The 24542-nt window shown below is 46.6% G+C and carries 21 protein-coding genes and 1 riboswitch; of the genes, 6 read left to right on the top strand and 15 right to left on the bottom strand.

Going from position 1 to position 24542, the window contains the following annotated elements; translation table 11 throughout:
- Positions 1-142 precede the first annotated feature (142 nt).
- A complete protein-coding gene (locus B3S86_RS14725) occupies positions 143-2170 on the top strand; it encodes a sensor domain-containing phosphodiesterase (RefSeq protein WP_290754133.1) in 2028 nt (675 codons plus the stop codon).
- Positions 2171-2227: 57 nt separating this feature from the next.
- Here B3S86_RS14725 and B3S86_RS14730 read toward each other — a convergent pair whose 3' ends face one another.
- Positions 2228-3625, bottom strand: coding sequence for a basic amino acid/polyamine antiporter (locus B3S86_RS14730; RefSeq protein ID WP_290754237.1), 1398 nt, complete (start codon positions 3623-3625; stop codon positions 2228-2230).
- Positions 3626-3736: 111 nt separating this feature from the next.
- Here B3S86_RS14730 and B3S86_RS14735 point away from each other — a divergent pair, with 111 nt between their 5' ends.
- Positions 3737-4420, top strand: coding sequence for an MgtC/SapB family protein (locus B3S86_RS14735; RefSeq protein WP_290754136.1), 684 nt, complete (start codon positions 3737-3739; stop codon positions 4418-4420).
- A 109-nt stretch (positions 4421-4529) separates the two neighbouring features.
- Entirely contained in the window at positions 4530-6164 is a 1635-nt protein-coding gene (locus B3S86_RS14740; RefSeq protein ID WP_290754139.1) for a peptide ABC transporter substrate-binding protein, read from the top strand.
- A 131-nt stretch (positions 6165-6295) separates the two neighbouring features.
- Here B3S86_RS14740 and B3S86_RS14745 read toward each other — a convergent pair whose 3' ends face one another.
- Both B3S86_RS14745 and ade read right to left on the bottom strand, forming a co-directional pair.
- The gene (locus B3S86_RS14745; RefSeq protein ID WP_035412398.1) at positions 6296-6553 is read right to left on the bottom strand and encodes a hypothetical protein; all 258 of its coding nucleotides are present in this window, start codon (positions 6551-6553) and stop codon (positions 6296-6298) included.
- 263 nt (positions 6554-6816) lie between these two features.
- Positions 6817-8550: an adenine deaminase gene (ade, locus tag B3S86_RS14750; protein WP_290754142.1), complete on the bottom strand. Its 1734-nt coding sequence runs from the start codon at positions 8548-8550 to the stop codon at positions 6817-6819.
- A 124-nt stretch (positions 8551-8674) separates the two neighbouring features.
- Between ade and B3S86_RS14755 the strand changes: the two genes are divergently transcribed.
- Entirely contained in the window at positions 8675-9214 is a 540-nt protein-coding gene (locus tag B3S86_RS14755) for a gamma carbonic anhydrase family protein (RefSeq protein ID WP_047395039.1), read from the top strand.
- A gap of 112 nt (positions 9215-9326) precedes the next feature.
- Positions 9327-9512, top strand: coding sequence for a hypothetical protein (locus tag B3S86_RS14760; RefSeq protein WP_035412391.1), 186 nt, complete (start codon positions 9327-9329; stop codon positions 9510-9512).
- A gap of 145 nt (positions 9513-9657) precedes the next feature.
- Here the strand turns inward: B3S86_RS14760 and B3S86_RS14765 are convergent, their stop codons facing one another.
- Together B3S86_RS14765 and B3S86_RS14770 are read right to left on the bottom strand one after the other, a co-directional pair.
- Positions 9658-11241: a glycine betaine ABC transporter substrate-binding protein gene (locus B3S86_RS14765; RefSeq protein ID WP_290754148.1), complete on the bottom strand. Its 1584-nt coding sequence runs from the start codon at positions 11239-11241 to the stop codon at positions 9658-9660.
- Positions 11238-12365 carry an ABC transporter ATP-binding protein gene (locus B3S86_RS14770; RefSeq protein ID WP_035412384.1) on the bottom strand — a complete coding sequence of 376 codons (1128 nt, stop codon included), beginning with the start codon at positions 12363-12365 and terminating at the stop codon, positions 11238-11240. Before B3S86_RS14770 ends, B3S86_RS14765 begins: the two co-directional genes overlap by 4 nt.
- 192 nt (positions 12366-12557) lie before the next feature.
- On the opposite strand from B3S86_RS14770, the gene B3S86_RS14775 reads away from it, so the two are divergent.
- Positions 12558-13553 carry a LysM peptidoglycan-binding domain-containing protein gene (locus B3S86_RS14775; protein WP_056063464.1) on the top strand — a complete coding sequence of 332 codons (996 nt, stop codon included), beginning with the start codon at positions 12558-12560 and terminating at the stop codon, positions 13551-13553.
- Between the two features lie 121 nt (positions 13554-13674).
- On the opposite strand, the gene lysA is transcribed toward B3S86_RS14775, so the two are convergent.
- The 10 genes from lysA to B3S86_RS14825 form a co-directional block, all read right to left on the bottom strand.
- Positions 13675-14991 (bottom strand): diaminopimelate decarboxylase, encoded by a 1317-nt coding sequence (gene lysA, locus B3S86_RS14780; RefSeq protein ID WP_290754155.1) that lies wholly within the window; start codon positions 14989-14991, stop codon positions 13675-13677.
- Positions 14992-15004: 13 nt separating this feature from the next.
- Positions 15005-16063 (bottom strand): alanine racemase, encoded by a 1059-nt coding sequence (alr, locus tag B3S86_RS14785; protein WP_290754158.1) that lies wholly within the window; start codon positions 16061-16063, stop codon positions 15005-15007.
- On the bottom strand, positions 16060-16992 hold the full coding sequence (locus B3S86_RS14790) for a branched-chain amino acid transaminase (RefSeq protein ID WP_023467124.1): 933 nt from the start codon (positions 16990-16992) through the stop codon (positions 16060-16062). Before B3S86_RS14790 ends, alr begins: the two co-directional genes overlap by 4 nt.
- 25 nt (positions 16993-17017) lie before the next feature.
- A complete protein-coding gene (dapD, locus tag B3S86_RS14795) occupies positions 17018-17725 on the bottom strand; it encodes a 2,3,4,5-tetrahydropyridine-2,6-dicarboxylate N-acetyltransferase (protein ID WP_029340774.1) in 708 nt (235 codons plus the stop codon).
- Positions 17712-18458: a 4-hydroxy-tetrahydrodipicolinate reductase gene (dapB, locus tag B3S86_RS14800; protein WP_056063458.1), complete on the bottom strand. Its 747-nt coding sequence runs from the start codon at positions 18456-18458 to the stop codon at positions 17712-17714. The genes dapD and dapB overlap by 14 nt, the downstream gene beginning before the upstream one ends.
- Entirely contained in the window at positions 18455-19336 is an 882-nt protein-coding gene (dapA, locus tag B3S86_RS14805; RefSeq protein ID WP_290754163.1) for a 4-hydroxy-tetrahydrodipicolinate synthase, read from the bottom strand. The genes dapB and dapA overlap by 4 nt, the downstream gene beginning before the upstream one ends.
- Positions 19337-19353: 17 nt before the next feature.
- Positions 19354-20346 (bottom strand): aspartate-semialdehyde dehydrogenase, encoded by a 993-nt coding sequence (locus B3S86_RS14810; RefSeq protein WP_290754166.1) that lies wholly within the window; start codon positions 20344-20346, stop codon positions 19354-19356.
- A gap of 13 nt (positions 20347-20359) precedes the next feature.
- A complete protein-coding gene (locus B3S86_RS14815; RefSeq protein WP_290754169.1) occupies positions 20360-21559 on the bottom strand; it encodes an aspartate kinase in 1200 nt (399 codons plus the stop codon).
- Between the two features lie 112 nt (positions 21560-21671).
- Positions 21672-21849: riboswitch (Lysine riboswitch) on the bottom strand.
- Between the two features lie 69 nt (positions 21850-21918).
- Positions 21919-23289 (bottom strand): argininosuccinate lyase, encoded by a 1371-nt coding sequence (argH, locus tag B3S86_RS14820; RefSeq protein ID WP_290754172.1) that lies wholly within the window; start codon positions 23287-23289, stop codon positions 21919-21921.
- Positions 23286-24491: an argininosuccinate synthase gene (locus B3S86_RS14825; RefSeq protein WP_290754175.1), complete on the bottom strand. Its 1206-nt coding sequence runs from the start codon at positions 24489-24491 to the stop codon at positions 23286-23288. Before B3S86_RS14825 ends, argH begins: the two co-directional genes overlap by 4 nt.
- Positions 24492-24542 lie beyond the last annotated feature (51 nt).

Consider the following 24542-nt stretch of genomic DNA (forward strand, 5'->3'; position numbering starts at 1 on the left):
TTATAGCAGATTTTCTTGTATAATCTTCATCTAAAAAATGTATAACCTAGAGGATTGGGATGCGTAAGAATTGAATATATTGGGAAAAGACAAGACAAGTGAACCGTCATCTCTTTTCATCATAAAGGAGCGTGCGCACGTAATGGATCGTTCGACCATTGATTCCTATGAAGTCGTCATTCAAGAGTTTCCACTACCGTCTTTCATCTTAAATATCGATTTGACCATTCGTTCCTGGAACGAGTTAGCAGAACAGCATTGGGGCTGGACACAACAGGAAATCGTCGGACAAATCGTTCCTTTACTTGACCAGGAAGATATGGCATTCAGCCATCAGATTTGGCATTCCTTTCTGGAACGCCGTCAATCGGTCCAATTGCCGAATGCCTCCTTATTCCATAAGTCTGGTACTCCCATGACCTCAACGTTGCTACTGTCTCCTCTACTTGATGAAGTAGGCAATGCCATTGCTGCTTTCGTTTGCTGTATTCCGTCTGCTCAACAACCGATTACAACAAAACCATTATTTCAAGGTTTGATGGATTTACGTCAGGCGTTCGATCAAATCGCCAGTGTCGCTGTATTTGACGCGCGTGGTGCAATTACGTATATAAACGACCAACTCATGGATGTAACAGGTTACTGTCCTGAAATGCTTATTGGTCAGCCATGGTCCGTAATTCTCGATCAAACTAGTACGACTGTCTCAGAAATCCGAACACAACTCCGTGAACGCAAAGCATGGTCTGGTCGTCTTAGTCTCATTTCACACACGGGTGAACGAAAACATCTTCAAGCGACATTGATTCCGATTTATGATGCAAACGGCGTGCGTTTTCAGCATCTGTTCATCGGTAACGACATTACGGAAACAACTGTGCTTGAAGAAGAACTTGATTTTTTAGTGCATCACCATGAGATGACGCATTTATTGAATAAACGTGGATTTTTACGCGAAGGGGAAGCATTGTTCCAGTCTGCTGCATCACATGAACCCATTGCACTCATTTTGTTCGATATCGATCGTTTCAAAGTCATAAACGATTCTTTTGGAACACATGTCGGGGATCAACTCCTTCAAGCAATGGCAACACGGCTTTTGCAACATGCGACGGGTGTCCTTGCTTTTCATCCGACGAGTGATTTATTCGGTGTCCTATTACCTGCACCCTCGAGTAATCTACTCTTTCAATATGCTCGAAAATTACAACAAGCGTTACAACGTCCTTATTACATTAACGGTCATTCACTCATCGTTTCTTGCACATTCGGTATCACCGTCTATCCGTCTGAAGCGAAAACACTTGAAGATTTATACCGCCGCTCTGAAACTGCTCTCTATGCGGGAAAATCAATTGGTACGGGAACGATTCAGTACTTAACACACGAGATGGACACACAATTCACACGTAAAATCCAACTCGAACGTTCTCTCTTCACGGCACTTGAAGATCAGTCGCTCTACCTTGCTTATCAACCGATCATCGAGCTTCAATCACAAGCCGTCAAAGGATTCGAAGCGTTATTACGGTGGAATCATACGGCGCTCGGAAATATTCCGCCGGATGAGTTCATCCCACTCGCCGAAGAGGCTTCTCTAATCACACCAATCAACAACTGGGTCATCATCGAAGCATGTGAACAGCTCGCGAAGTGGCAACAAACGATTGACCCTGAATTGACGATGGCGATCAACATTTCACCGCACCAATTCCAAAGTGACTCCTTTATTCGAACGTTGCAACATGTCGTAACGGAGCGACTCGTTTCGCCATCTTCCGTCACGCTCGAGATGACAGAGAATATTGCTATCTTACAGACACAACGAACCGTCGAACGCATGCACCTCATTAAGTCACTCGGTTTCCGCTTATCGATTGATGATTTTGGAACCGGCTACTCTTCTTTACAGTATCTCAGCGCGTTTCCAATTGATGAATTAAAAATCGATAAAGTGTTCATTGATGGACTAGCAATGAACGAACATGCTTTGCTGGATTCTATCATTCAACTGGGTCGCAATCTAGAGTTGAACCTCGTCGCTGAGGGTGTCGAGACAGAACATGCCTTGACTTACTTGAAAACGACAGATTGCCAGTACATGCAAGGGTTCATTTTCTCTGAACCACTGTCCGTACAGGATGTCGAAAAAAGATTCTTAACCCCTTAATAAAAAAAGAAGTCACGGTGATTTTTATCCACCGTGACTTCTTTTGCATATCGTTTCTTACAATTGAATTTCTCCTACGACCATTCCGTAAACAGCCACTCCGGCTAAGACAACAAGAATCATGCTAGCAATCCACTCATAGCGTGACATGCCTGTCCGTTGCTGTTCTCGTTCTGCTAACGCATATGCTAAAATGCCTGGCGCATAAACTAATGCCGCAATGACGATATACCAAACGCCCGACGCATAGACGAGCCAAATAGAGTACGCGGATGCGATGACCGAGAAGAGTAACATTTTCCGATTCCGCTCTTCCCGTGAAGTCCGGATGCTGTACAAGGCTGATAACAGATATGGTAAGAGCGCACAAATCCCGGCAATACTTGATAGAACGAGATACGTCTGTGCAGAGAATAGCGCAATCCCAGCAACAATTTGTGTGGCGATCTGTGTAATCAGTAGTGCTCCGACTGGTGCCCCTTTTCGATTCGTCTTAGCGAACGCTTTTGGGAACGCACCATCTTTCGCAACCAAATATGAAATCTCTGATGCTAAAATCGTCCATCCAAGAAGCGCTCCGGATAGAGAGATGATTAAACCAATCATGATGATCGTCGCGCCGACTGGTCCGATTGCTGCCTCTAATACATACGCCATCGTCGGTTCCTTTAATCCAGCCAGTTTTTCTTGACTAAGGACGCCAAGTGATAAGACCGAAATCAAGATATAGATGACTAAAACACCAACGAGTCCCGTTACGGTCGCTTTTCCGACATCACTTCGATTTTTAGCACGACTCGATAAAACGACTGCCCCTTCAATTCCAACGAACGCCCAAAGCGTGACGAGCATCGTTCCTTTTACTTGATTGAAGATTGAACCGAGTTCTGTACCCTCTCCCCAGATGTCTAAATTGAACGTTTTGATATTAAAGGCGATCCCAACCAATAGAATGAAAATCAAGATTGGAACGAGCTTTGCAATCGTTGTAATCAGATTGACGAGGGTCGCTTCCTTGATCCCGCTTGAGACAAGCCAGAATAATCCCCAAATGACTACCATACTCATCAAGAGAAGGAATATCCGATTCTCTGCCGCGAAAATCGGGAAGAAATAACTAATCGCATTGAAGACGAGTGTGATGTTCGCAACCGTTCCAATCCATGCAGATACCCAGTATCCCCAAGCACTGTTGAAACCGACGAAACGTCCGAACCCTTCACGTGCATAGGCATAAATACCACCTTCAAGTTCGGGTTTACTGTTTGCAAGGTGCTGGAAGACGAGCGCGAGCATGATCATTCCAATTCCTGTAATACTCCATCCGATGAGAATAGGTCCTGCACTTGCACTTTGGGCCATTGCACCGGGAAGGTTAAAGGCACCTCCACCGACCATCGAACCGATAACCATTGCTGCGAGAGCAAAGAAGCCGATTTTTTGCTGATTCATGATGAGACACTTCCTTTTTCCGTATATCTATTACATCTTACGTATATTCATTCGAAAGACACAAAAGTCATTATAACAAATCACCTTTTAAAGTAAAGAAAGGATTTGAGACGAATGAACTGGATTCATGTATTTCAGCTCGAGGACCTCTTTAAACTCCTAATGGCTGCTGCCCTTGGAATTTTCATGGGATTCGAGCGTGAAATAAAAAATAAACCGGTCGGTATACGCACTAGCCTCGTAATTACCCTCATCAGCTGTCTTTTAACCATCGTATCGATCAAATCCGTTTCACTCTATCACGATATGGCGACGAATGTTCAAATGGATCCGATGCGCCTTGTCGCACAAATCATTGCCGGTATCGGCTTCATTGGTGCTGGTGTCATTTTGCGTCGTCCTCACGATATCGTCAGTGGATTGACGACGGCCGCCATTATATGGAGTTCAAGTGGAATTGGAATTGCTGTCGGTGCAGGATTTATATGGGAATCAGTTTTTCTTGTTTTGTTTTTGTTCTTCTTATTAGAGGGGTTGACTCGAGGAATGCGCCGTATTAATAACAGTCGGTTCGAAGCGAACGTCCTTGTCGCACACTTGCTCCTTCCTGCTGATCTGGATCCATCTGAAATCATCTTCGCTCTTGAACGAAAAGGTGTTCATATTACGAATATGCGCATGCGAGGAGATCCGGTTCGATTGACATTACGAATGTATTCCCCGCATAAACTGACCATATTCCTACTTTATGACTATTTAAAATCACTCGGAATTAAGGATATAGACCTTGATCAGTGAGAATTATCTGAAAATTTATGTTGCATTTTTAATCACTTTCACTTAAATTAACAATATGTTCACATTTTTCTGAAATATTTAACTCTAACTCTCGGGGGGTCATCGTTCCATGAATAAAACATCGAAAATTGCGTTTGCTGGACTATCTAGCATCGCACTACTTGCTGTCGCTGCATGCGGGCAAGGAAATGATGAAAACACAAGCGGATCTGATTCAAAAAACAAGAAAAAGGAAGTCACGCTCGTTTCGACGACAGATGTACCTCAGCTTGATCCGACGAAAACGACGGACTCGACTTCCATCATTGTTACGAACAACGTCTTTGAAGGACTTTATCGACTTGATGGTGATAACAAGCCGACACCTGGAATCGCAGAAAGTGTCGAAGTGTCAAAAGATAAAAAGACATATACGTTCAAATTGCGTAAAGATGCGAAGTGGTCGGATGGATCAGCCGTCACAGCAGATGATTTCATCTATGCTTGGAAGCGTGCACTTGATCCAAAGACAGCCGCAGAATATGCGTACATTTTGCAGGACTTGAAAAATGCCAATAAAATTATGGCAGGCAAAGCTGAACTCGATGAACTCGGTGTCAAGAAAATCGATGATCAGACACTTGAAGTACAACTCGAAGCTCCAGCACCTTACTTCCTTGGTTTGACGAGTTTTCCGACTTACTTACCATTAAAGCAATCATTCGTTGAAGATAAAGGCGATAAGTTCGCGACAAGTGTGGACACTATGGTCTTCAACGGACCTTTTGTCCTCGATAAGTGGCAAGCGAACGCGGGTTGGACATATAAGAAAAACCCGGATTACTGGGATAAAGCAAACGTCAAGATGGATCAGATCAACGTTAAAGTCGTTAAGGAAATCTCGACTGGCGTCAACCTCTTTGAAGCAAAAGAAGTCGACTTCGCACCGATTACATCTGAATTCGTTTCACAATATGAAAAATCCGAGGATTACAAGACACGTCCAGATGCTCGGATCAACTTCCTCCGCTTTAACCAAAAGAATAAAGCATTGAAAAACAAGAACATTCGAAAAGCGCTCGCACTTGGTTTTGAGAAACAAGGGATTACGGACGTCATCCTAAACGATGGATCAAAACCAGCAAACTTCATCGTTGCGAAAGACTTCACGTTCACACCGGATGGTGAGGATTTCCGAGCGAAATATCCGGATCTTCAAAGCTATGATGCCGATGCAGCGAAAAAAGCTTGGGATGCTGGATTGAAAGAACTTGGTGTCAAAACAGTCGAACTCAGCATGCTCTCACGAGATGAGGATGCATTCAAGAAAGTCTCTGAATACTTAAAAGGTGATCTAGAGAAACATCTTCCTGGTTTGACGATCAATATCAAACAACAACCGTTCAAGAACTTCCTCGACCTCGAATCGAAGGGCGATTATGATATCTCTGCAGCTGGATGGGGACCTGACTATCAGGATCCAATGACGTTCCTCGATATGTGGTTGACAGGCGGAAGCTTCAACCGGATGGAATACTCGAACAAAAAATTCGATGATCTCATCAAAGGGGCAAAACAACAAGCAGATGAAGCGAAACGTTGGTCTGATATGCAAGAAGCTGAAAAAATCTTGCTAACCGATGACTACGCGATCGCGCCGATCTATCAAAAAGGTGAAGCGTACTTGCAACGGACAAACATTGATAAATTATACCGTCACCCATTCGGTGCCGATATGAGCTTTAAATGGATGGAAATCAAGTAAACGAGGACCTGACGCACACATCGAATTCTTTAATCAACAAGTAGTGGACCTCGTCCGCTACTTGTTTTTGATTTCCTGAAGATATCCCTAAAAACAACAAAGACCCCTTCTGACGGAGCCATCGGGGGTCTTTACTGTGCGATTTGTTTATAAAAAGCGATTTCTTCATCTTGTCCTTCTTCCACTGCTCGGAAGAATTCAGCAAAATAGGCGTACAAAACGGTGCGTTCTTCATACGTCGGTCTGGCTTGACGAATAACGGAGAATGCAAGGTTTCGCAATTGACGTTTCGTTCGCCGATGTGTCGGAAGTGCATAAAATTGACGCGTGAATGAACGATAGACGTCCGCAATCAAGACTTCATGTCCTTCAAAATATGATTTATCCATAAATATAGTCCCCTTTCCACTTTAGTGATCCTATTCTTTTCTACGACTCTTTTAAATAAAGAGTTTCAAAGAAAGTGAGATTTCTCACAAATGATATAGACCTTACTATAACAAGCTTTCCAAAATGATTCAACATCCAAACTATTAAGTTTCATTAAGAATATTTAGACCTTTTGTAAAGTATCTTTCTTTGATTTTAGATCATCTATTTCTAATAAAAAACGGTCTGAGTCCCGGAAAGAGACTCAGACTCGCGATGGACTTTAGTTTGCTTGTACTGAAATATGCTGGAAGTGTTTCACATCGAATAACCCACTGTCGGTCAACTTCAATTCCGGAATGACCGGTAAGCAAAGGAACGACATCGTCAAATAAGGATTAAAGGACCGATCCGCTTCTAATACATCAAGTGCATCGTTTAATGCTTCGAGTGTATCCCCGACTTCTTGGAAAGGACGATTCGTCATCAGCCCAGCGATTTCAAGCGGTAACTCTGCAAGCACGTCTTGTCCATTAACAGCAATGACACCCCCACCCGCTTGAACAAGACGTTCTGCAGCGAGTTGCATCTCTTCGTCTGATGCCCCAACGATGACGAGATTATGGGAATCATGAGCAACGGTCGCAGCAATCGCGCCACGCTTCATCTTAAATCCTTTGACGATTCCAACTGCTGAGAACGATGTCCCGTGATGACGCTCAATGACAGCAATTTTTAAGAGATCCTCCTCTGGCACAGGAACGAAATGTCCTTCTTGAAGCGGAACGTCAAGAATCAAGTGCTCGGTGACGATGCTTTTCGGAATGACTCCGATGACATGCGCACGTGCTGATTCGAGTGGAAGGGCGAATACTTCTGGTGTGATCGGTTTTGTATTCAAGGTTCCACGTAATGACTCCGGCACATGAGCACGGCGAACGGGTCGAATCGTTTTCCCTGCTCGTGCGACACAATTCCCTTGAATATAAACCTCATCAATCACGACGTTATCGGCATCCGATAATAAGACGAAGTCCGCCCGGCGTCCTGGTACGATGGCTCCCCGATCGTCTAGACGATACGCGTTCGTCGCGTGCAACGATGCCATCGCATACGCTGTTTCGCGTTTAATCCCATGACGAATCGCATAGCGAATATTATAATCAATCGTACCTTCCCGTAATGTATCGTCCAAATGTTTATCATCCGTACAGAAGAGGAACCTGCTGGCATTACTCTCTGTCACGGCATCGAGTACTTCCTTCAAGTTTCGGGCTGCTGACCCTTCCCGTACTTCGACATACAGACCACGACGTGCTCGGGCAATCGCATCTTCCTTACTGACGGATTCATGATCCGTCCGAATTCCAGCGACACCATAAATGTTGATTTCGCGTGGTCCGAGTCCTGCAGCATGTCCATCGACAAGTTTCCCTGCGTCTTCAATCTGTTTGATTTTTTGTAACATGTCGCGATCGGCTCGTTCGACAGCCGGATAATCCATGACTTCCCCTAAACCATGGACACCCGGATGATTGACGAATGGCGCAAGTGCCGCAGCATCAAGTGATGCCCCCGCATGTTCAAACGAAGTCGCCGGGACACAGCTCGGTAACATCATGCGCACGTCAAGGGCGAGACCTTCTGCATCATCTAGCATGAAGGACAAACCTTCTGCGCCTTTGACGTTCGCGATCTCATGTGGATCCGCGATGATCGTCGTGACGCCTAGTGGTAAAATCGCCTGTTCATACTCACTTGGTGGTACCATCGATGATTCAATATGAACATGAGCGTCAATAAAACTTGGAGCGATAAACAGATTCGTTCCCGGACGATTCTCGACTCCCTCATATCCCTCTCCGACAGCAGCAATAAAGCCTGAATCAATCGCTACATCTGCCGTATACGTCTCACGTGTCATGACATCGATGACTGAAATGTTTTGATAGACGACAGCTGCTTTCTCTTTTTTTGCAGCAATCGCGATCAATCGTTCACGTACTGTTTGTTCCATCCTGTCTCCTCCTGGTGTAAGCGTATTTTCACTATCTTACAATTAGTTTGGAAGCTGTTGCAATTTATTTTTTGTAACGTCAAGATGAAAGAGTATGGATTTAATGCCTGAGGGGGAAAAACGTATGAAATATCGTGTCGGTTCACTTATTCCAAACATCGATCCATCCGTTTATTTAGCGGATGGATCAAAGGTCATCGGAGAGGTCACGATCGGAAAAGACTCATCCGTCTGGTTCAATACGGTCATCCGGGGAGATGAAGGTCCGATCCAAATCGGAGAACGCGTCAACATTCAAGATGGTTCGATGATTCATCAGTATGAAGGGTTTCCGACTATCATTGAAGATGAAGTCACGATTGGTCATATGGCAATGATTCATGGAGGTATCATTCGAAAAGGAGCGTTGATTGGAATGTCGGCAACGATCCTTGATGAAGCTGAAATTGGAGAAGGTGCATTCGTTGCTGCCGGAAGTCTTGTTCCGCCAAAAATGAAGGTGCCTGCAGGGACAATGGTTATGGGGGTTCCTGCAAAAATCGTCCGCGATATCAGCGACCACGATCGATTCATCATGGAACGGACAGTCCGAAAATATGTGAAACGAGGGCAGCAATATGCCGATAGTTGTGAAGCCATTACAGAGGATTTGACAAGTTTGTGAGAACGTTTACAAAGTTCACAGGTTCTTAATACCTCCCCTCTTCCGTCTTTACAATTCTTTCGTACACTAGAGGTGCAAGAGATGAATCAAGACACAGAGAGGGGATTTTTATATGATTCCAGTATATGAAGAACGTATTATGTCTGATTTATTTTCATCTACGAGTAACCCAAGCTATGGTTTGCCGACGTTACCTGAATTCGAAACAGATTGGTTGACAGCTGAGGTTCAAGTACGTATCGTTAAAGATGCCGAGCACCGCCTTGGAACATTAAACCGAGAGGAAGAACGTGTATGATTCAGCAACGCACTGTTCGCGCTTGGCTCGCTAGTCGCATCAAAAAATAATTTAATCACTTGATTACGTATTTTCCAAAACGATATAGCGCGTCAGCGCGCATACAAAAAGAGCCGAAGCGGATTCCCGCCTCGGCTCTACCTGTTTATTTAGAAATCAATCCTTCTTTAATCAAGAAATCACGCGCGACTTTTTCAGGACGCTGCTTCTCAACATCTGCTTTGTAGTTCAGTTCTTGCATCGTTTCATCCGTGATTTTATCCTTCAATGTGTTGAGGACTTTTTTCAGCTCTGGATGTTCTTTAAGGGTTTCTTGACGAACAAGTGGTACCGCATAGTAGGGTGGGAAAAACTCTTTATCATCTTTGAGTACAGTCAAATCAAACTTCTTCAAAAGACCGTCTGTTGAAAAACTATCGATGACATTCGTTCGACCGTTCGTCAATGCTGTATAGCGAAGTCCTCCATCAACTGGTTGTACATCTTTGAACTTCATATCCGGATACTTCTTCTTTAGACCAAGATAACCATCCTCACGGTTCGCGAATTCAATCGTTGAACCGAGAATCAAGCGATCACTGACTTTTGACATATCCGACACTGTCTTCAAGTCGTACTTCTTAATGTCTTCTTTTGTCATGGCAAGAGCATACGTATTGTTGAAGCCGATCGGATCTAGGACATCGACCTGACTTTTTTCGGGAATCATCTTCCCGACTTTTGCATAGACCGTTTTCGGATCCGTCTCGACTTCCTGCTTGAGCACGTCGATCAACAATGTCCCTGTGTACTCGACATACGCGTCAATCTCCCCTTTTTCAAGCGCCCCGTAAGCGACCTTCGTCCCCCCGAGATTTAATTGACGTTCGACTTGTAGATCCGTTTTATCTTCGATTAAATCCGCTAACATATTTCCAAGAATCAACTGTTCCGTAAAGTTCTTCGATCCGATGACGATCTTATCTTCCTTGAGGAAAGAATAAGCGACTGTACCACCAACCAATAGGAAGACGATGCTTGCGATTGCGATCTTGCGTCCCGCTGACATCGCTTTACGGCGCTTCCGTGCCTTGTTTTTAATTCGACCATCTGCGAGCGGAATACCGTTCGGCGCCACCGAATATTCAATCCGGCTGACGACGAAGTCGATGATAAGCGCTAAGATACCAGCTGGAATCGCTCCGGCGAGAATCTGGTTATTATCAACCGTTTGAATACCTGAAAAGACAAGGTAACCAAGACCACCGGCACCGATGAATGCTGAAATCGTCATTAAACCAACCGCTGTGACGGCTGAAATCCGAATCCCTGCCATCATGATCGGTAAGGCAAGCGGAATCTGGACCTTACTGAGGATTTGACGATCCGTCAAACCAATTCCTTTTGCTGCTTCAAGCGTATCTCCCGGAATACTCGATAGACCTGTGTACGTATTTTTGACGATTGGCAAGAGTGAATAGAGCACGACCATGATGATCGCTGGTGTCGATCCGATACCGATGAACGGAATTAAGAAACCGAGTAAGGCAAGACTCGGGACGGCTTGCACGACGCTCGTCAGCGCGAGGACCGGTTTTGCGAACTTTTGATAGCGCGTGATTAAAATCCCGATCGGAATCCCAAGGACGACGGCGATGACGACGGCAAAGACCGTCAGCTGTAAGTGCTCCAGTAATAAGTCACCGATTTGATCGGTATTATTTTTTATATAATCAAAGAAACCGTTCATTGAACTTCCTCCTCATGAATGAATTGCTCACTCAAGACGGAAAGTAAGCTACTACGCGTGATTAATCCTCTTAGTTTTCCTGTTGCATCTGTTACCGGCAGATAACCTGTCTCTTCCTGATTCATGACTTCAAGGACATCAAGTAACGAATCGTGTTCATTGACGGCAATGATTTCGCCCTCCATTACTTCTTCAATTCGTTGGCTCTTATCCGGGATCGTCTGGATGTTCTTTAACTTAATCAGCCCTTGTAAAACGCGGTCACGATCAGTGATCAATAGACTGTCGACTTTTCGCCCACGCATGATTTCAATTCCCTGTAGCAATGTACGTTTGCCACTGATTGAAACTGGATCCTCAATCATGATATCTTCTGCCTTGATGAATTCTGGACTACTCCAAATTTTATTTTTTCCGATGAACGATTCGACATATTCATCTTTTGGATGACGCAGGATTTCTTCTGGAGTATCGAACTGAACGATCTCCCCGTCACGCATGATACATATCCGATCCGCTAACTTGATCGCTTCATCCATATCATGAGTGACGAAAACAATCGTCTTTTTCACTTCCTCTTGTAAGTTGAAAAGCTCTTCCTGCAAATCATTACGAGTAACGGGATCGAGAGCACTGAACGGCTCATCCATCAGGATGACATCAGGATCATTCATCAGAGCACGCGCGAAACCGACACGTTGCTGCTGTCCGCCACTGAGTTCGCTCGGATAACGATCAATAAATTGTCTCGGATCAAGCCCGACCATCGTTAATAGTTGTTCTGTCCGCTGATCCATCTCATCGTGATCTTTCCCCTCAAGTCCAGCAATCAATTGAATGTTTTCCCGGACCGTCATATGAGGGAACAGACCAGTTTGCTGAATGACATATCCCATATGGCGTCTTAATTCAATCGTATCCGTCTTCATGATATCCTTCCCATTGACCAAAATTGTGCCTGAAGAAGGTTCGATCAATCGATTGATCATTTTAAGTGATGTCGTTTTCCCACAACCACTTGGTCCGATGAAAACAACGAGTTCACCCTTTTGAATCTCGAGCGATAAGCCTTTTAAGACGACATTTTCCTTAAACTGCTTGCCGACGTTTTTGAATTCGATCATTCCTTCTCACTCCTTTTTACTATTTCCATATATTATGTTTTCCCAAAAAGGTTACGGTTTAAACAAATTTCCATTAAATCAGTTTTATTTCTTTGAAAAAGGGGAAATTTTTAGTTCTTTTTTTAAAAATAAAGGGAATACGTAAATAAAGAGTACTGATAAAGCATGTTTTGATGAAGGAGGCCCTTAACGATGAACATCAAGAAACCCACCATCATGATGATCGGATTGCTTCTCCTAACCCCACTTTCAATTCCCTCACAGGTCGATGCAGCGAGTTCTACGTTTGTCACAAAAGGAACGACGACCAAAAAAGTCGTCGCATTGACATTTGATGACGGTTCAGATGGAACGAACATTGCCAAAATATTAAGTGTCTTAAAAAGTAATCAAGTGAAAGCTACTTTCTTTTTAACAGGCAGTGGTGCAAACAACCATCCTCAATCGATTAAAAATATCACAACCGCCTCTCCAACACATCAAATCGGCAATCACTCGTATTCACATCCGGATTTCACGACTTTATCAGCAAGCCAAATGACAAGTGAATTATCCCGGACGGAGTCGCTCATCCGATCCTTGACCGGAAAAACGACGAAACCGATTTTTCGGGCGCCGTTCGGTGCGAGTAACAGTAAGGTATTGAGTGTCGTCGGAGCGGCTGGTTATACGAAAACGATTCAATGGAATATCGATTCGACGGATTGGAAAGGCATCTCTTCAACAGCTATCTTGGATCGTGTGTTACCAAAAGTCGTTCCTGGATCAATCATCCTCATGCACACTGGGGCTGGTGCGAAAGGAACACCAACCGCCCTGCCGACGATGATTTCGAAATTAAAAGCAAAAGGCTATTCGTTCGTCACGATTTCAGAACTGTTGCGTTCTACGGTCCCAACCGGTACGACGTATACTGTCAAAGCGGGCGATACACTCTATTCGATTGCCCGTAAATACAATGTCTCGGTCTCTGCCCTCGCGAGTGCGAACAACATCACGAATTGGAGTCTACTCAATGTCGGTCAAGTCTTAAAAATCCCGACAACGACGTATACGGTTAAAGCGGGTGATACACTTTACTCGATTGCGACACGTTACGGCGTCACCGTCACAGCATTAATGCAGGCGAACGGCATCACAAATCCGAATCTCTTACTCGTTGGACAAGTCTTGAAAATCCCAAAATGAATATACTGATCACAGCAAAAAAAACGATTCCTCTCTAGTCGCGAGAAGAATCGTCACATGTATGAAAAACCGGCGAGATTGCGCCGGTTTTTTTGTCGTCAATCGCTTGACCCCTCACCTCTTATGACTCCGAACGGACTCCATTGATTCCAAGATCACACTGAACTAAGTCCGCATATGTTTGTCGACGGACGACTTCGCGGGATTCCCCGTCCCGAACGAAGACGAGTGCCGGACGTAAGAATTGATTGTAGTTGCTTGCCATCGAGAAGTTATACGCTCCCGTTCCAAATACAGCGAGGGTATCGCCACTCTTTGGCGTAACTAACTGCGCTTTTTCAGCGACGAGATCACCTGATTCACAAGCTGCTCCAACGACAGTCATTTCGGTCGTTTCGCCACTCATCCGGTTAGCGATGACGGTTTCATAAACCGCTCCGTAAAGTGCGGGACGAATGTTATCCGTCATTCCACCGTCCACCGAAAGATATGTCCGGACGCCTTCGATCTCTTTGATTGCCCCAACTGTATAAAGTGTCGTCCCTGCATTCGCAACGACCCAGCGTCCTGGTTCGATACCGATTCGAGGACGTTCGATGCCAAGTCGTGCCGTTTCCGTCTCAATGACATCCATGACGCGTGCGATCGTCGCTTCAAAATCAAGTGGCTGGTCGTCCTGCGTATAGGCAATTCCGAACCCACCTCCAACGTTGACTTCGCTGACTGTGAAATCATGTTTTACACGAATTGTTTCGACGAAGCCCATCATCGTCCGAGCCGTCTGTTCGAACAGCGACGGATCTTGGATTTGCGAACCGACATGACAATGGATGCCAAGTAACGATAGATGTTCTGATGCTAAAATCGCTTCGATTGCGTCCAAGTAATCTGACGCATGTGTCGAGAAACCGAATTTCGTATCGACACCACCTGTCTGAATTTTCGCATGCGCTCCACCGATGACTTGTGGCACGATCCGAATCAAGACATGAACCGTTCGACCAGCTTGTGCCGCAATCGCTTCCAGTTGTGCAATCTCTGCAAAGTGATCGATGACGATTCGTCCGACACCTTCTTCGACAGCATACTGAAGATCAGCCGTTGATTTATTCGAACCATGGAAATAAATTCGCTCTGCTGGAACGCCCGATTGACGGGCGATGAAGAGTTCCCCGCCCGTGACGACGTCAATTCCAAGACCATGACGCACGACTTGTTCATACACCGCACTGACAGTCAATGCTTTAGAAGCGAAGGAAGCATACGTATTCGGATACTTATCAAGGAAGTGTTCCCGGACGGTCGCCAGTCGATCCGTCAGCTCCCGTTCTGCCATCAAGTACAATGGTGTTCCGTACTGTGCTGCAAGATCGGTCGCTGCGACACCATCGATGTGCAACGTGTTGTTTTCTTCTGTCAGGTATTGACTTCCATACATAATAAGTTCCTCCTTATAGATACTGATGCGTCAAACGCCAAGACCGGGCACTCATCTGCTCTGAATTGTTCGCTGCTCCTGTCCGAGTAATATCGTCAATTTCAACGCCATCCCCGTATAGCACGACCTCGTCTCCGACCTCAACCGTCCCATCGACAGCGACGAACGTATGACTCATGAATAATTTGTTGATGACCGGATAAGGTTTTTCTTTAATATGAACAGGCAGAGCGGCACGCCCACGGACGACACCGTCTCCATAGCCGACTGGTAAGATGGCAATCCGCATCGGTTCTGTACTCGTAAAGTTCGTCCCGTACCCAACGTGTTCACCCGGTCCGATTTCGCGAATTTCAACGACCTCCGTCGTCATCCGTAGCGAAGGAACGAGCCAGTCCATCTTTTCAATCGGTGAATAGCCAAATAAGAAGATTCCAGGGCGGACATAATTACAAAATGCGAGACGCGGATCGTGTTTGACGATCGTCGCACTGTTTTCCGAGTGCATATACGTAAACGTATGGCGCTTTCGTAACACATCGGCGATGGCGACGAAACGTTCGACTTGTCCATCGTGATCCGCATCCGGCTCATCGGCAAGCGGAAAATGTGTATATAAACCTGTTAAAGCGAGCGAATCTGCTTGCGCAAGCGCAAGAACAGCTTCCGCCTCTTGAAGCGAACTGACACCAAAACGATTCATCCCGACGTTGATCTTCAAATGTAACTCGATTCCTTGCAGCTGTTTACTGTTTAGGGCGAGCCATTCTAGCGATGAGACACCGAGTGCAATTCCGAAACGTCGTGCTGTTTCAAAATCCTCCGTCGGATTCATCACCAGTACATAACTGTCTGGAAAATTCGTTTTGATTTCAATGGCTTCATACAACTCGGCGACAGCAAAGTGATGCACATCAGACGCCGTCAGCGTTTCGACCATCTCGAGCATGCCTAAGTTGTACGCATTGTTCTTGACCACGGCAAAAATATGTTTACGTGATCGAGCGAAGACCGATGCGACGTTCTGTCGCACCGCCTTCCGATCGATCGTGACGAGTGTACGCGTCGTCATTCTGCGACAGCTGGTGTCACATACGTCAACCAATCCGCATATTGCGGCAATTGACCTGTGACGGCTTGACGGTAAAGATCGAGCAACTCATCTGCGACGTTCCGTGTTCCGCCGTTGATGGAGATATGATCGATTTCACCGACACTCGTGATTTCAGCAGCTGTTCCTGTTAAGAAAATCTCATCTGCGACATATAACTCATCGCGTCCGATGTGACGTTCGACGACAGGATAGCCTTGATCTTGTGCCAAACGGATGATGACTTGGCGTGTGATACCGTCGAGTACTGAACAATCAAGTGACGGTGTATGAATCGTTCCGTTTTTAAGAAGGAAAAGATTCGCAACACTCGCTTCACTAACGTTTCCGTTCATGTCGAGCGCGATTGCTTCATCAAATCCATCACGGATGGCTTCACCTTTTAAGAGTTGTGAGTTCATATAGTTGGCAGCCGCTTTCGCTTGCATCGGCATCATCGTTGATGAGACGCGGCGGTATGATGCGACTTTGGCACGGATGCCAGCACCTTTATCGAAGTATTCCCCAAGCTCCCAGCAAGAGATGCCGACATGAACCGTCGTATCTTTCGCCATCAATGCTTGCCATGGCGTACCGAGGAACACGAATGGACGGATATAACAAGATTCGAATCCGTTTTTCGCAACTAGATCAATCGTCGCCTGGACGAGTTCATCAACCGTATACGGAATTGTGACGTGGTAATAGGCGCAACTACGGAAAAGACGTTCGATATGTTCCTTCAATTGGAAAATCGCCGGTCCGTCCGGTGTCGCGTAGGCACGAATTCCTTCAAAGAATCCACTACCATAGTGAATCGCATGTGACATGACGCTCGTGTTCGCATCTTTCGGATCATGAAAGACTCCATCTAACCAAATTGCTTCTCCATACTGTGTATCCACTGCCATGTGTTTTCCTCCTCTTCGACGTCAATCAGAGTGAACGTAAATCATCCACCAATTGCGTCTTCTCTTCTGTTTTCGCATCTTTCTGTTTGATGACACGTGCAGGTGTTCCGGCAACGACGCTTCCAGCAGGTACGTCTTCTGTGACGACACTACCGGCAGCGACGACGGCATCTTTACCGACTTTGACGCCTTCGAGAATGACTGCATTCGCACCAATCAAGACACCGTCTTCAATGATGACAGGTGTTTTTGAAGGTGGTTCGAGGACACCCGCGACCACGGCACCTGCGCCAACATGAACGTTTTTCCCGATCGTCCCACGTGCACCGACGACAGCGTTCATATCAATCATTGTACCATCTCCGATCGATGCGCCGATATTAATGATGGCACCCATCATAACGACCGCGTTGTCACCAATGACGACATGATCACGAATCCATGAACCTGGTTCGATTCGCGCATTCAAATGACGTGTATCAAGCATAGGTACCGCACTGTTGCGACGGTCATACTCCACATGAACATCCGTGATGCGATCTGAATACTTTTCTAAGAAAGTAGCCGCAAGTCCTGCATCTGCGAAGAAAATTTTTGATTCATCTGATCCGAACGCTGTAGCACCTTCGATCGTCAAGCCCGCCAAATCGCCGTTGACATAAAGTTTTACCGGTGTTTGTTTTTTTGCATCTTTAATGAATTTAGCAATTTCGTAAGCATCAGTGAGTAACATGTGAATCCTCCTGTGTGTAGAGCGTCTCTAACGTATAGAGTCCCGCTGTTTTTTGAATGAGTGCTTCAGCTGCTTTGATCGCACCAGAAGCAAATACTTTTTTCGATAGCGCTGTATGTTTGATTTCAATCAACTCGTCGACACCTGCGAATAAGACTTCGTGTTCTCCGAAGATCGTTCCACCGCGCATCGCATGCATCCCGATCTCGTTCGTCTCCCGCTTTTGCCGCGTCTGTGACCGGTCATACACAGGTGTGACGTCACGTGCCGTCTGAATCGTTTGCAGTAACAACTCGGCCGTCCCACTTGGAGCATCGACTTTTTGATTATGATGTTTCTCAAGCAATTCGATGTCATACGCCCCTGCCAGTGGCACCAGTGTCTTCAGTAGTTGCTGTACCATTGCGATACCATACGACATGTTATACGACTGGAAGATCGGAATTTCTTTTGCAGCGTTCTTGATGGACGCAAGCTCCGCTTCAGAAAAACCAGTCGTCGCGATAACGAGTGGCGTCTTTGTCGCCAGCCCGTATGCGAGTAGATCCGGTAGCAAACTCGGATGCGAGAAGTCGATGATCGCATCGACCGTTTCTGACATCTCCGTCAGCTCGGCATATGAAGCGATTGTATCGGATGACTTCGTCCGGTCAACGATCGCAACGACACTTTGCGCTGCTAGTTCGACGACGTATTGTCCTGTCGCCCCATAACCGTGTAACGCGAGTCTCATCGAACCACTCCTTTGTAAGCACGCATTGTTTCAAGTAAATGGGCATGACCCACTTCCGATTGACGGACGAGTGGCAAGCGCGGTGCACCGACAGCAAAGCCAAGTTCTTCAAGCGATGCTTTAACTGGAATCGGATTGACGTCACTGAACAAAGCACCGATGACTGGTAACAAGTCTGCCTGAATCCGGCGGGCCGTGGCGAGATCTTGCGCGAGTAACGCTTCAGCAAGTGCTTGTGTCTCTGCTGGATACGGATTTGAAAGAACCGAGATAACCCCCTGTGCCCCCCATGCCATGTAAGGTAGGATTTGATCATCATTTCCACAGAAGACCGCGAAGTCTTCCGGAATCGCCGCCATCAGTTCACCCATGAAGCTGACGTCTCCACTCGCTTCTTTAAACGCCTGGATCCGAGGATGACGTGCCAATGTCACCGCTGTTTCGACGGCAATCGCAACACCAGTCCGTGACGGGACGTTGTACAGCATGATTGGTAATTGTGTAGCATCAGCAACTGCCGTGAAGTGTGCGATGAGACCAGCTTGTGATGTTTTATTGTAATAAGGCGTCACAAGCATCACTGCGTCCGCACCGAGGCGTTCTGCGAGTAATGTTTTCTCGATCGTTACTGCCGTGTTGTTCGAACCCGTTCCTGCAATGATGGGTACTCGTCCTGCCGTGACCTGAACGGCAGTCGTCAGTAGTTGTTCGAATTCCGTATTCGTCAATGTCGAGCCTTCTCCTGTCGTCCCTCCGACGACAAGTGCCTGAATCCCTGCTGCGAGTTGTTGCTCGATCAAGCGTTCGAATACATGTAAATCCAACTCGCCTGCTTCATTAAATGGTGTGACGAGTGCTGTACCTGCTCCTTTGAACATGAAGAACTCCTCCTTTTTTATGAATGAATCGACTGTTCGATCGCTTGGCGTGCAACTTGTACGGCGTTCGACGCAGCACCTTTTCGGATGTTGTCAGCTACACACCAAAGATGGAACGTGTTCGCGAGACTATCATCTTGTCGAATCCGACCGACGTAGACGTCGTCCGTCCCACTCGCATCGAGTGGCATCGGATAGCGTGTATTCGCGACATCATCGACGAGGACGACGCCGGGTGCGTTTTTAAGTGCTTCACGGATCGTTGCAACCGTCGTCGGTTGTGTAAACGTGACATTGATTGCAACCGAGTGAGAGTTCGTGACCGGAACCCGGACACACGTCGCACTGACAGGCAATGCTGGAAGATTGAAGATTTTTCGTGTTTCATCAATCATCTTCTGTTCCTCTTTCGTATAGCCGTTCTCAAGGAACACATCGATATGCGGCAAGATGTTATCGTGAATCGGATGCGGATAATTGACAGGTTCTTCTCCGCGCGCCCCACGCGCCAAGTCCTCGATCCCTTTTTGACCAGAACCCGATACTGCCTGATACGTCGTGTAATTGATCCGTTCGAATCCCAGTGACTGGAGCGGTGCTAAGGCGACGACGGATTGAATCGTCGAACAGTTCGGATTCGCGATTAAGCGATCCATCGCTTGAATTGCTTGTGGATTAACTTCTGGTACGACGAGTGGAATCGTCTCCTGCATCCGGAAGGCACTTGAGTTATCGACGACGAGTGTTCCATTTTCAGCTAGTAAAGGGGCATATTGTTCACTGATCGTTCCGCCCGCTGCGAACAGCGCGACATCGATACCGTCTTCCGTAATGTTCGGTGTCAACGCTTGAATCGTGATGTCTTCTCCTTTGAACTGTACCGTGTTCCCTGCTGAACGAGCAGAAGCATAGGCGGATAAGCGGCTGACCGGGAAATCCAGTTCTGCGAGTACTTGTAACATTTTTTGACCGACGGCGCCGGTTGCTCCAATGACGGCTACATGATACATGCTGTTTTCCTCCTTATAACTCGAACGCGTTTGCAATCGCTGCAACCGTCCGTTCAATATCTGCTTGTGCAATCGTATACGAGATGCTGATTTCTGATGTCGTGACTTGATAGAACGGGATGTTCTCTGCTCGGAAGATCGCGAACAACTTTGAGGCAACACCTGTCGCATCCCGCATCCCGATTCCGACGACAGACAACTTCGCGTGCTGATCGTGGCGATCGACCTTGACTGTCGTGAAGCGATCCATGATATCTTTCAATGCTTCATCGAGGAACTCTTCTTCGTCGAGTGGACAAGAGAACGATAAGAAGATGTCACTGTCGAACGTCGTTTGACTGATCATGTCGATATTGACGTGACGGTTCGATAAGAGTTCGAAGATATCGGCTACTGCTGCGTTCGTTTGCGGTACGTGTTTGATTGATACCGTCAAGACGTTCTTCGTGACACTGACACTCGTGACCGCTTTTTGTTCCATTGTTTCCGTCGCTTCCATGATCCATGTTCCCCTTTTTGATTCAAGTGTTTTCCCGACGAAGATGTGTACGCCGTATTTTTTTCCTAATTCGACACTCCGCATTTCCATGACCTTCGACCCGAGAGCGCTCATCTCCATCATCTCATCATATGAGATGTGCGGAATCGGTTGAGCAGTGGCATGGATTCGTGGATCAGCCGTATACACACCGTCGACATCAGTGTAGATTTCACACCGTTTATCAAGGACTGCCGCAAGAGCAACAGCCGTCGTATCCGATCCGCCTCGTCCGAGTGTCGTCACGTCACCAAGTTCGTTGACACCTTGGAATCCGGCGACGATGACGACATCGTACGTTTCGAGTTTTTGTCGTAATAGATCTCCATCGATCTGTTTGATTTTACTTTTCGTATGCACGCCCATCGTGCTGATCCCTGCTTGCGCGCCCGTTTGCGATAACGCTTTGACACCGAGCGAGTTGAGGGCGATGCTGAGTAATGAAATCGTCTGTTCTTCTCCGATGGCAAGCAACCGATCGAGTTCTCGCCGCTCAGGGCGATCCGTGATGGCTTGTGCCTGAGCGATCAAAGAATCTGTCATCTTGCCCATCGCCGAAACGACGACGACGAGTTTTTCACTTTCGGCTGCGCGACTCTTCAAATAATTCGCAATAGACTGAATCTGTTCGACAGTCGCAACCGAGCTTCCACCAAATTTAAGTACAGTTGTCACAATCCTATCTCCTTTGTCCCGATACAGAAAAAAACGACGGGCCGGTAGGAGCGTTCCTACGGCCCGTCGTTATCACGATCGGACAAACGAAGACAAAGTCATTCGTTCTTTTACGTAAGATAGCGCTCCGAAACATCGGTTTCGGCAGTACAACGGATCTTAACCGTTGTACCAGCAAATAAGAAGAAGCATCTTCTCGTTCACTTCGGCGGACTTCCCCTTTCACATCATTCAGCATGCTTGCCTTCAAGAATGATGCTACTCATGTCATCCGCGCCTCTATCTGTCGGTTGTTAGTTACAGTTATAGCAGACATCTTTTGTTAAATCCAGTCATTTGACTGATTTTTTCAAAATTCGTCAATTCGCAAGATGCTGTTTCGCGAGTTCGAGTTGCTCCGAAACGGCAGCAAACCCTGTACCGCCGTAGCTTGTCCGGCGTGCCACTGCTTGAACCGGATCGAGGAGCGGATAGACGTCTTCTGTGATATCAGGATGGAACGTTTGATACGTCTCGAGATTCAAGTCCTTCAGGAAACAACCGTTCTGCACACAGTAAAGGACGGCTTTCCCTACGATTTCATGCGCTTCCCGGAACGGTATGCCTTTCGTTACAAGGTAGTCGGCGAGTTCCGTTGCATTCGAGAAGTCTTGCATTGTCGCCTTCTTGAGCGCTTCGGTCTTAAACGTCGCGGATTCAATCATTCCGGTGAAGATTTGAACGGACTTGAGAACGGTATCTGCTGTATCGAAGACCCCTTCCTTATCCTCTTGCATGTCTTTGTTGTAAGCGAGTGGTAATGCCTTCATCGTCGTCAAGAAGCCCATCAGGTTGCCGTAGACGCGACCTGTTTTTCCACGAATCAATTCAGCAAAATCAGGGTTTTTCTTTTGTGGCATCATGCTTGAGCCTGTCGAGAAGGCGTCAGACAACTCGATGAAGCCGAATTCTTGCGACGCCCAGATGATGATTTCTTCACAAAAACGTGAGAGATGCATCATGACGGTCGAGGCGATTCCGAGATATTCAATGACGAAGTCGCGGTCGGAGACAGCATCGAGACTGTTCGGATAGACCGACTCAAAACCGAGCAACTCGGCAGAACGGAAACGGTCGATCGGGAACGTGGTCCCCGCGAGCGCGCCTGCCCCGAGTGGTGATTTCCGAATTCGTTTTTGATTGTCCGTCAACCGTTCGACATCACGTTCGAACATCCAGAAATAAGCGAGCAAGTGATGCGCAAGCGAGATTGGTTGTGCCCGTTGCAAATGCGTATACCCCGGCATAACCGTCTCGATATGTTGCTCAGCTTGTTCCTTAATGACCGATTGGAGCTCGCGTAATGCCGTCGTCAACGCTTCGACATGCTGCTCCATCCATAGATGTAAATCGATTGCGACTTGATCGTTTCGGCTCCGTGCCGTATGCAGTTTCCCTGCAACTGGACCGATCTGTTCCGTCAACAAACGCTCAAGATTCATATGAATGTCTTCGTCCGCTAATGTGTAGGAATGGTCCTTTAACGTCGCTTCGAGTTGCTTTAATCCTTGCTGGATTTGTGTCCACTCATCTTGAGCGAGAATCCCTTGTTCAAATAACATCTGTGCATGTGCGAGACTGCCTTTCAAATCAACGCTTGCTAATTTTTGATCGAACGTGATTGATGCTCCGAAGGCTTCCGCTTGAGCGGAAGCACTTTCCGTAAAACGTCCACCCCAGAGTTTGGTCATTTCGTTACACCCGCCTGACGATGTACACTCGCATGCGTTGAAACGGCAAGACCGTGTAATTTGATGAAGCCTTTTGCTGCTTCATGATCGAATGCATCTTCTTTCGTGTACGTCGCAAGTTTCTCATCATAAAGCGAGACAGCCGACTGACGACCTGTAACAGTTGCATTTCCTTTGAACAGTTTAACGCGAACTTCTCCGGTAACGTCCTGTTGTGTTGCCGTCAAGAAAGCTTTCAAGCCTTTCGTCAATGGCGCATGGAAGAGACCGTTGTAGATTGTTTCTGCGTATTGTTTGCTGAGTAATGGTTTGAAATGCGCGACGTCCTTCGTCAATGTAATCGTCTCGAGTGCAGCGTGCGCTTTGAGTAAAACAGTTGCGCCTGGGCACTCATAGACTTCCCGCGATTTGATACCGACGAGACGGTTCTCGACGTGGTCGATCCGTCCGACCCCATGTGCTCCAGCGATGATGTTCAGTTCCGTAATCAGTTTCGCTAATGGATACTTCGTCCCGTTGATAGAAACTGGAACACCTGCTTCAAAGCCGATAATGACTTCTTCTGCCTGATCCGGAGCGTCTTCTGGTGCTACCGTCAACGCATATGCGTCTTGTGGTGGTTCTGTCCATGGATTTTCTAGGACGCCACATTCATTACTCCGTCCCCAAAGGTTCATGTCGATCGAGTATGGGCTGTCGAGGTTGATCGGGATTGGCACATTGTTTTCTTTCGCGTAGGCGATCTCTTCTTCCCGTGACCATTTCCATTCCCGAACCGGTGCGATGACTTCGAGTGACGGATCAAGTGCCGCGACCGAAACTTCGAACCGGACCTGGTCGTTCCCTTTTCCGGTACATCCGTGTGCGACCGCCGTCGCACCATGCTGATGTGCGACTTCGACGAGCTTTTCTGCGATCAATGGACGCGAAAGCGCTGAGATCAACGGATAGGCATTTTCGTAATGGGCGCCATATTGAAGTGCTGGCAAGACAAAGTCTTGTGCGAATTCTTCTTTGACATCGAGAACGATTGATTCGATCGCACCGACGAGGAGTGCTTTTTCCTTGATGACGGATAAATCTTTTCCTTCTCCGACATCCATGCATAAGGCAATGACATCATAGTCCTTGCTCAACCATTTGATGGCTACTGATGTATCGAGTCCCCCAGAGTACGCTAAGATTAATTTTTGTTTTGACATGTATAATTCCCTCCTGGTTTTTAATTCATTTGTCTGTATAAAAATTCATTA

The sequence above is a fragment of the Exiguobacterium sp. UBA3968 genome (assembly GCF_002385115.1).
Classification (GTDB): Bacteria; Bacillota; Bacilli; order Exiguobacteriales; family Exiguobacteriaceae; genus Exiguobacterium_A.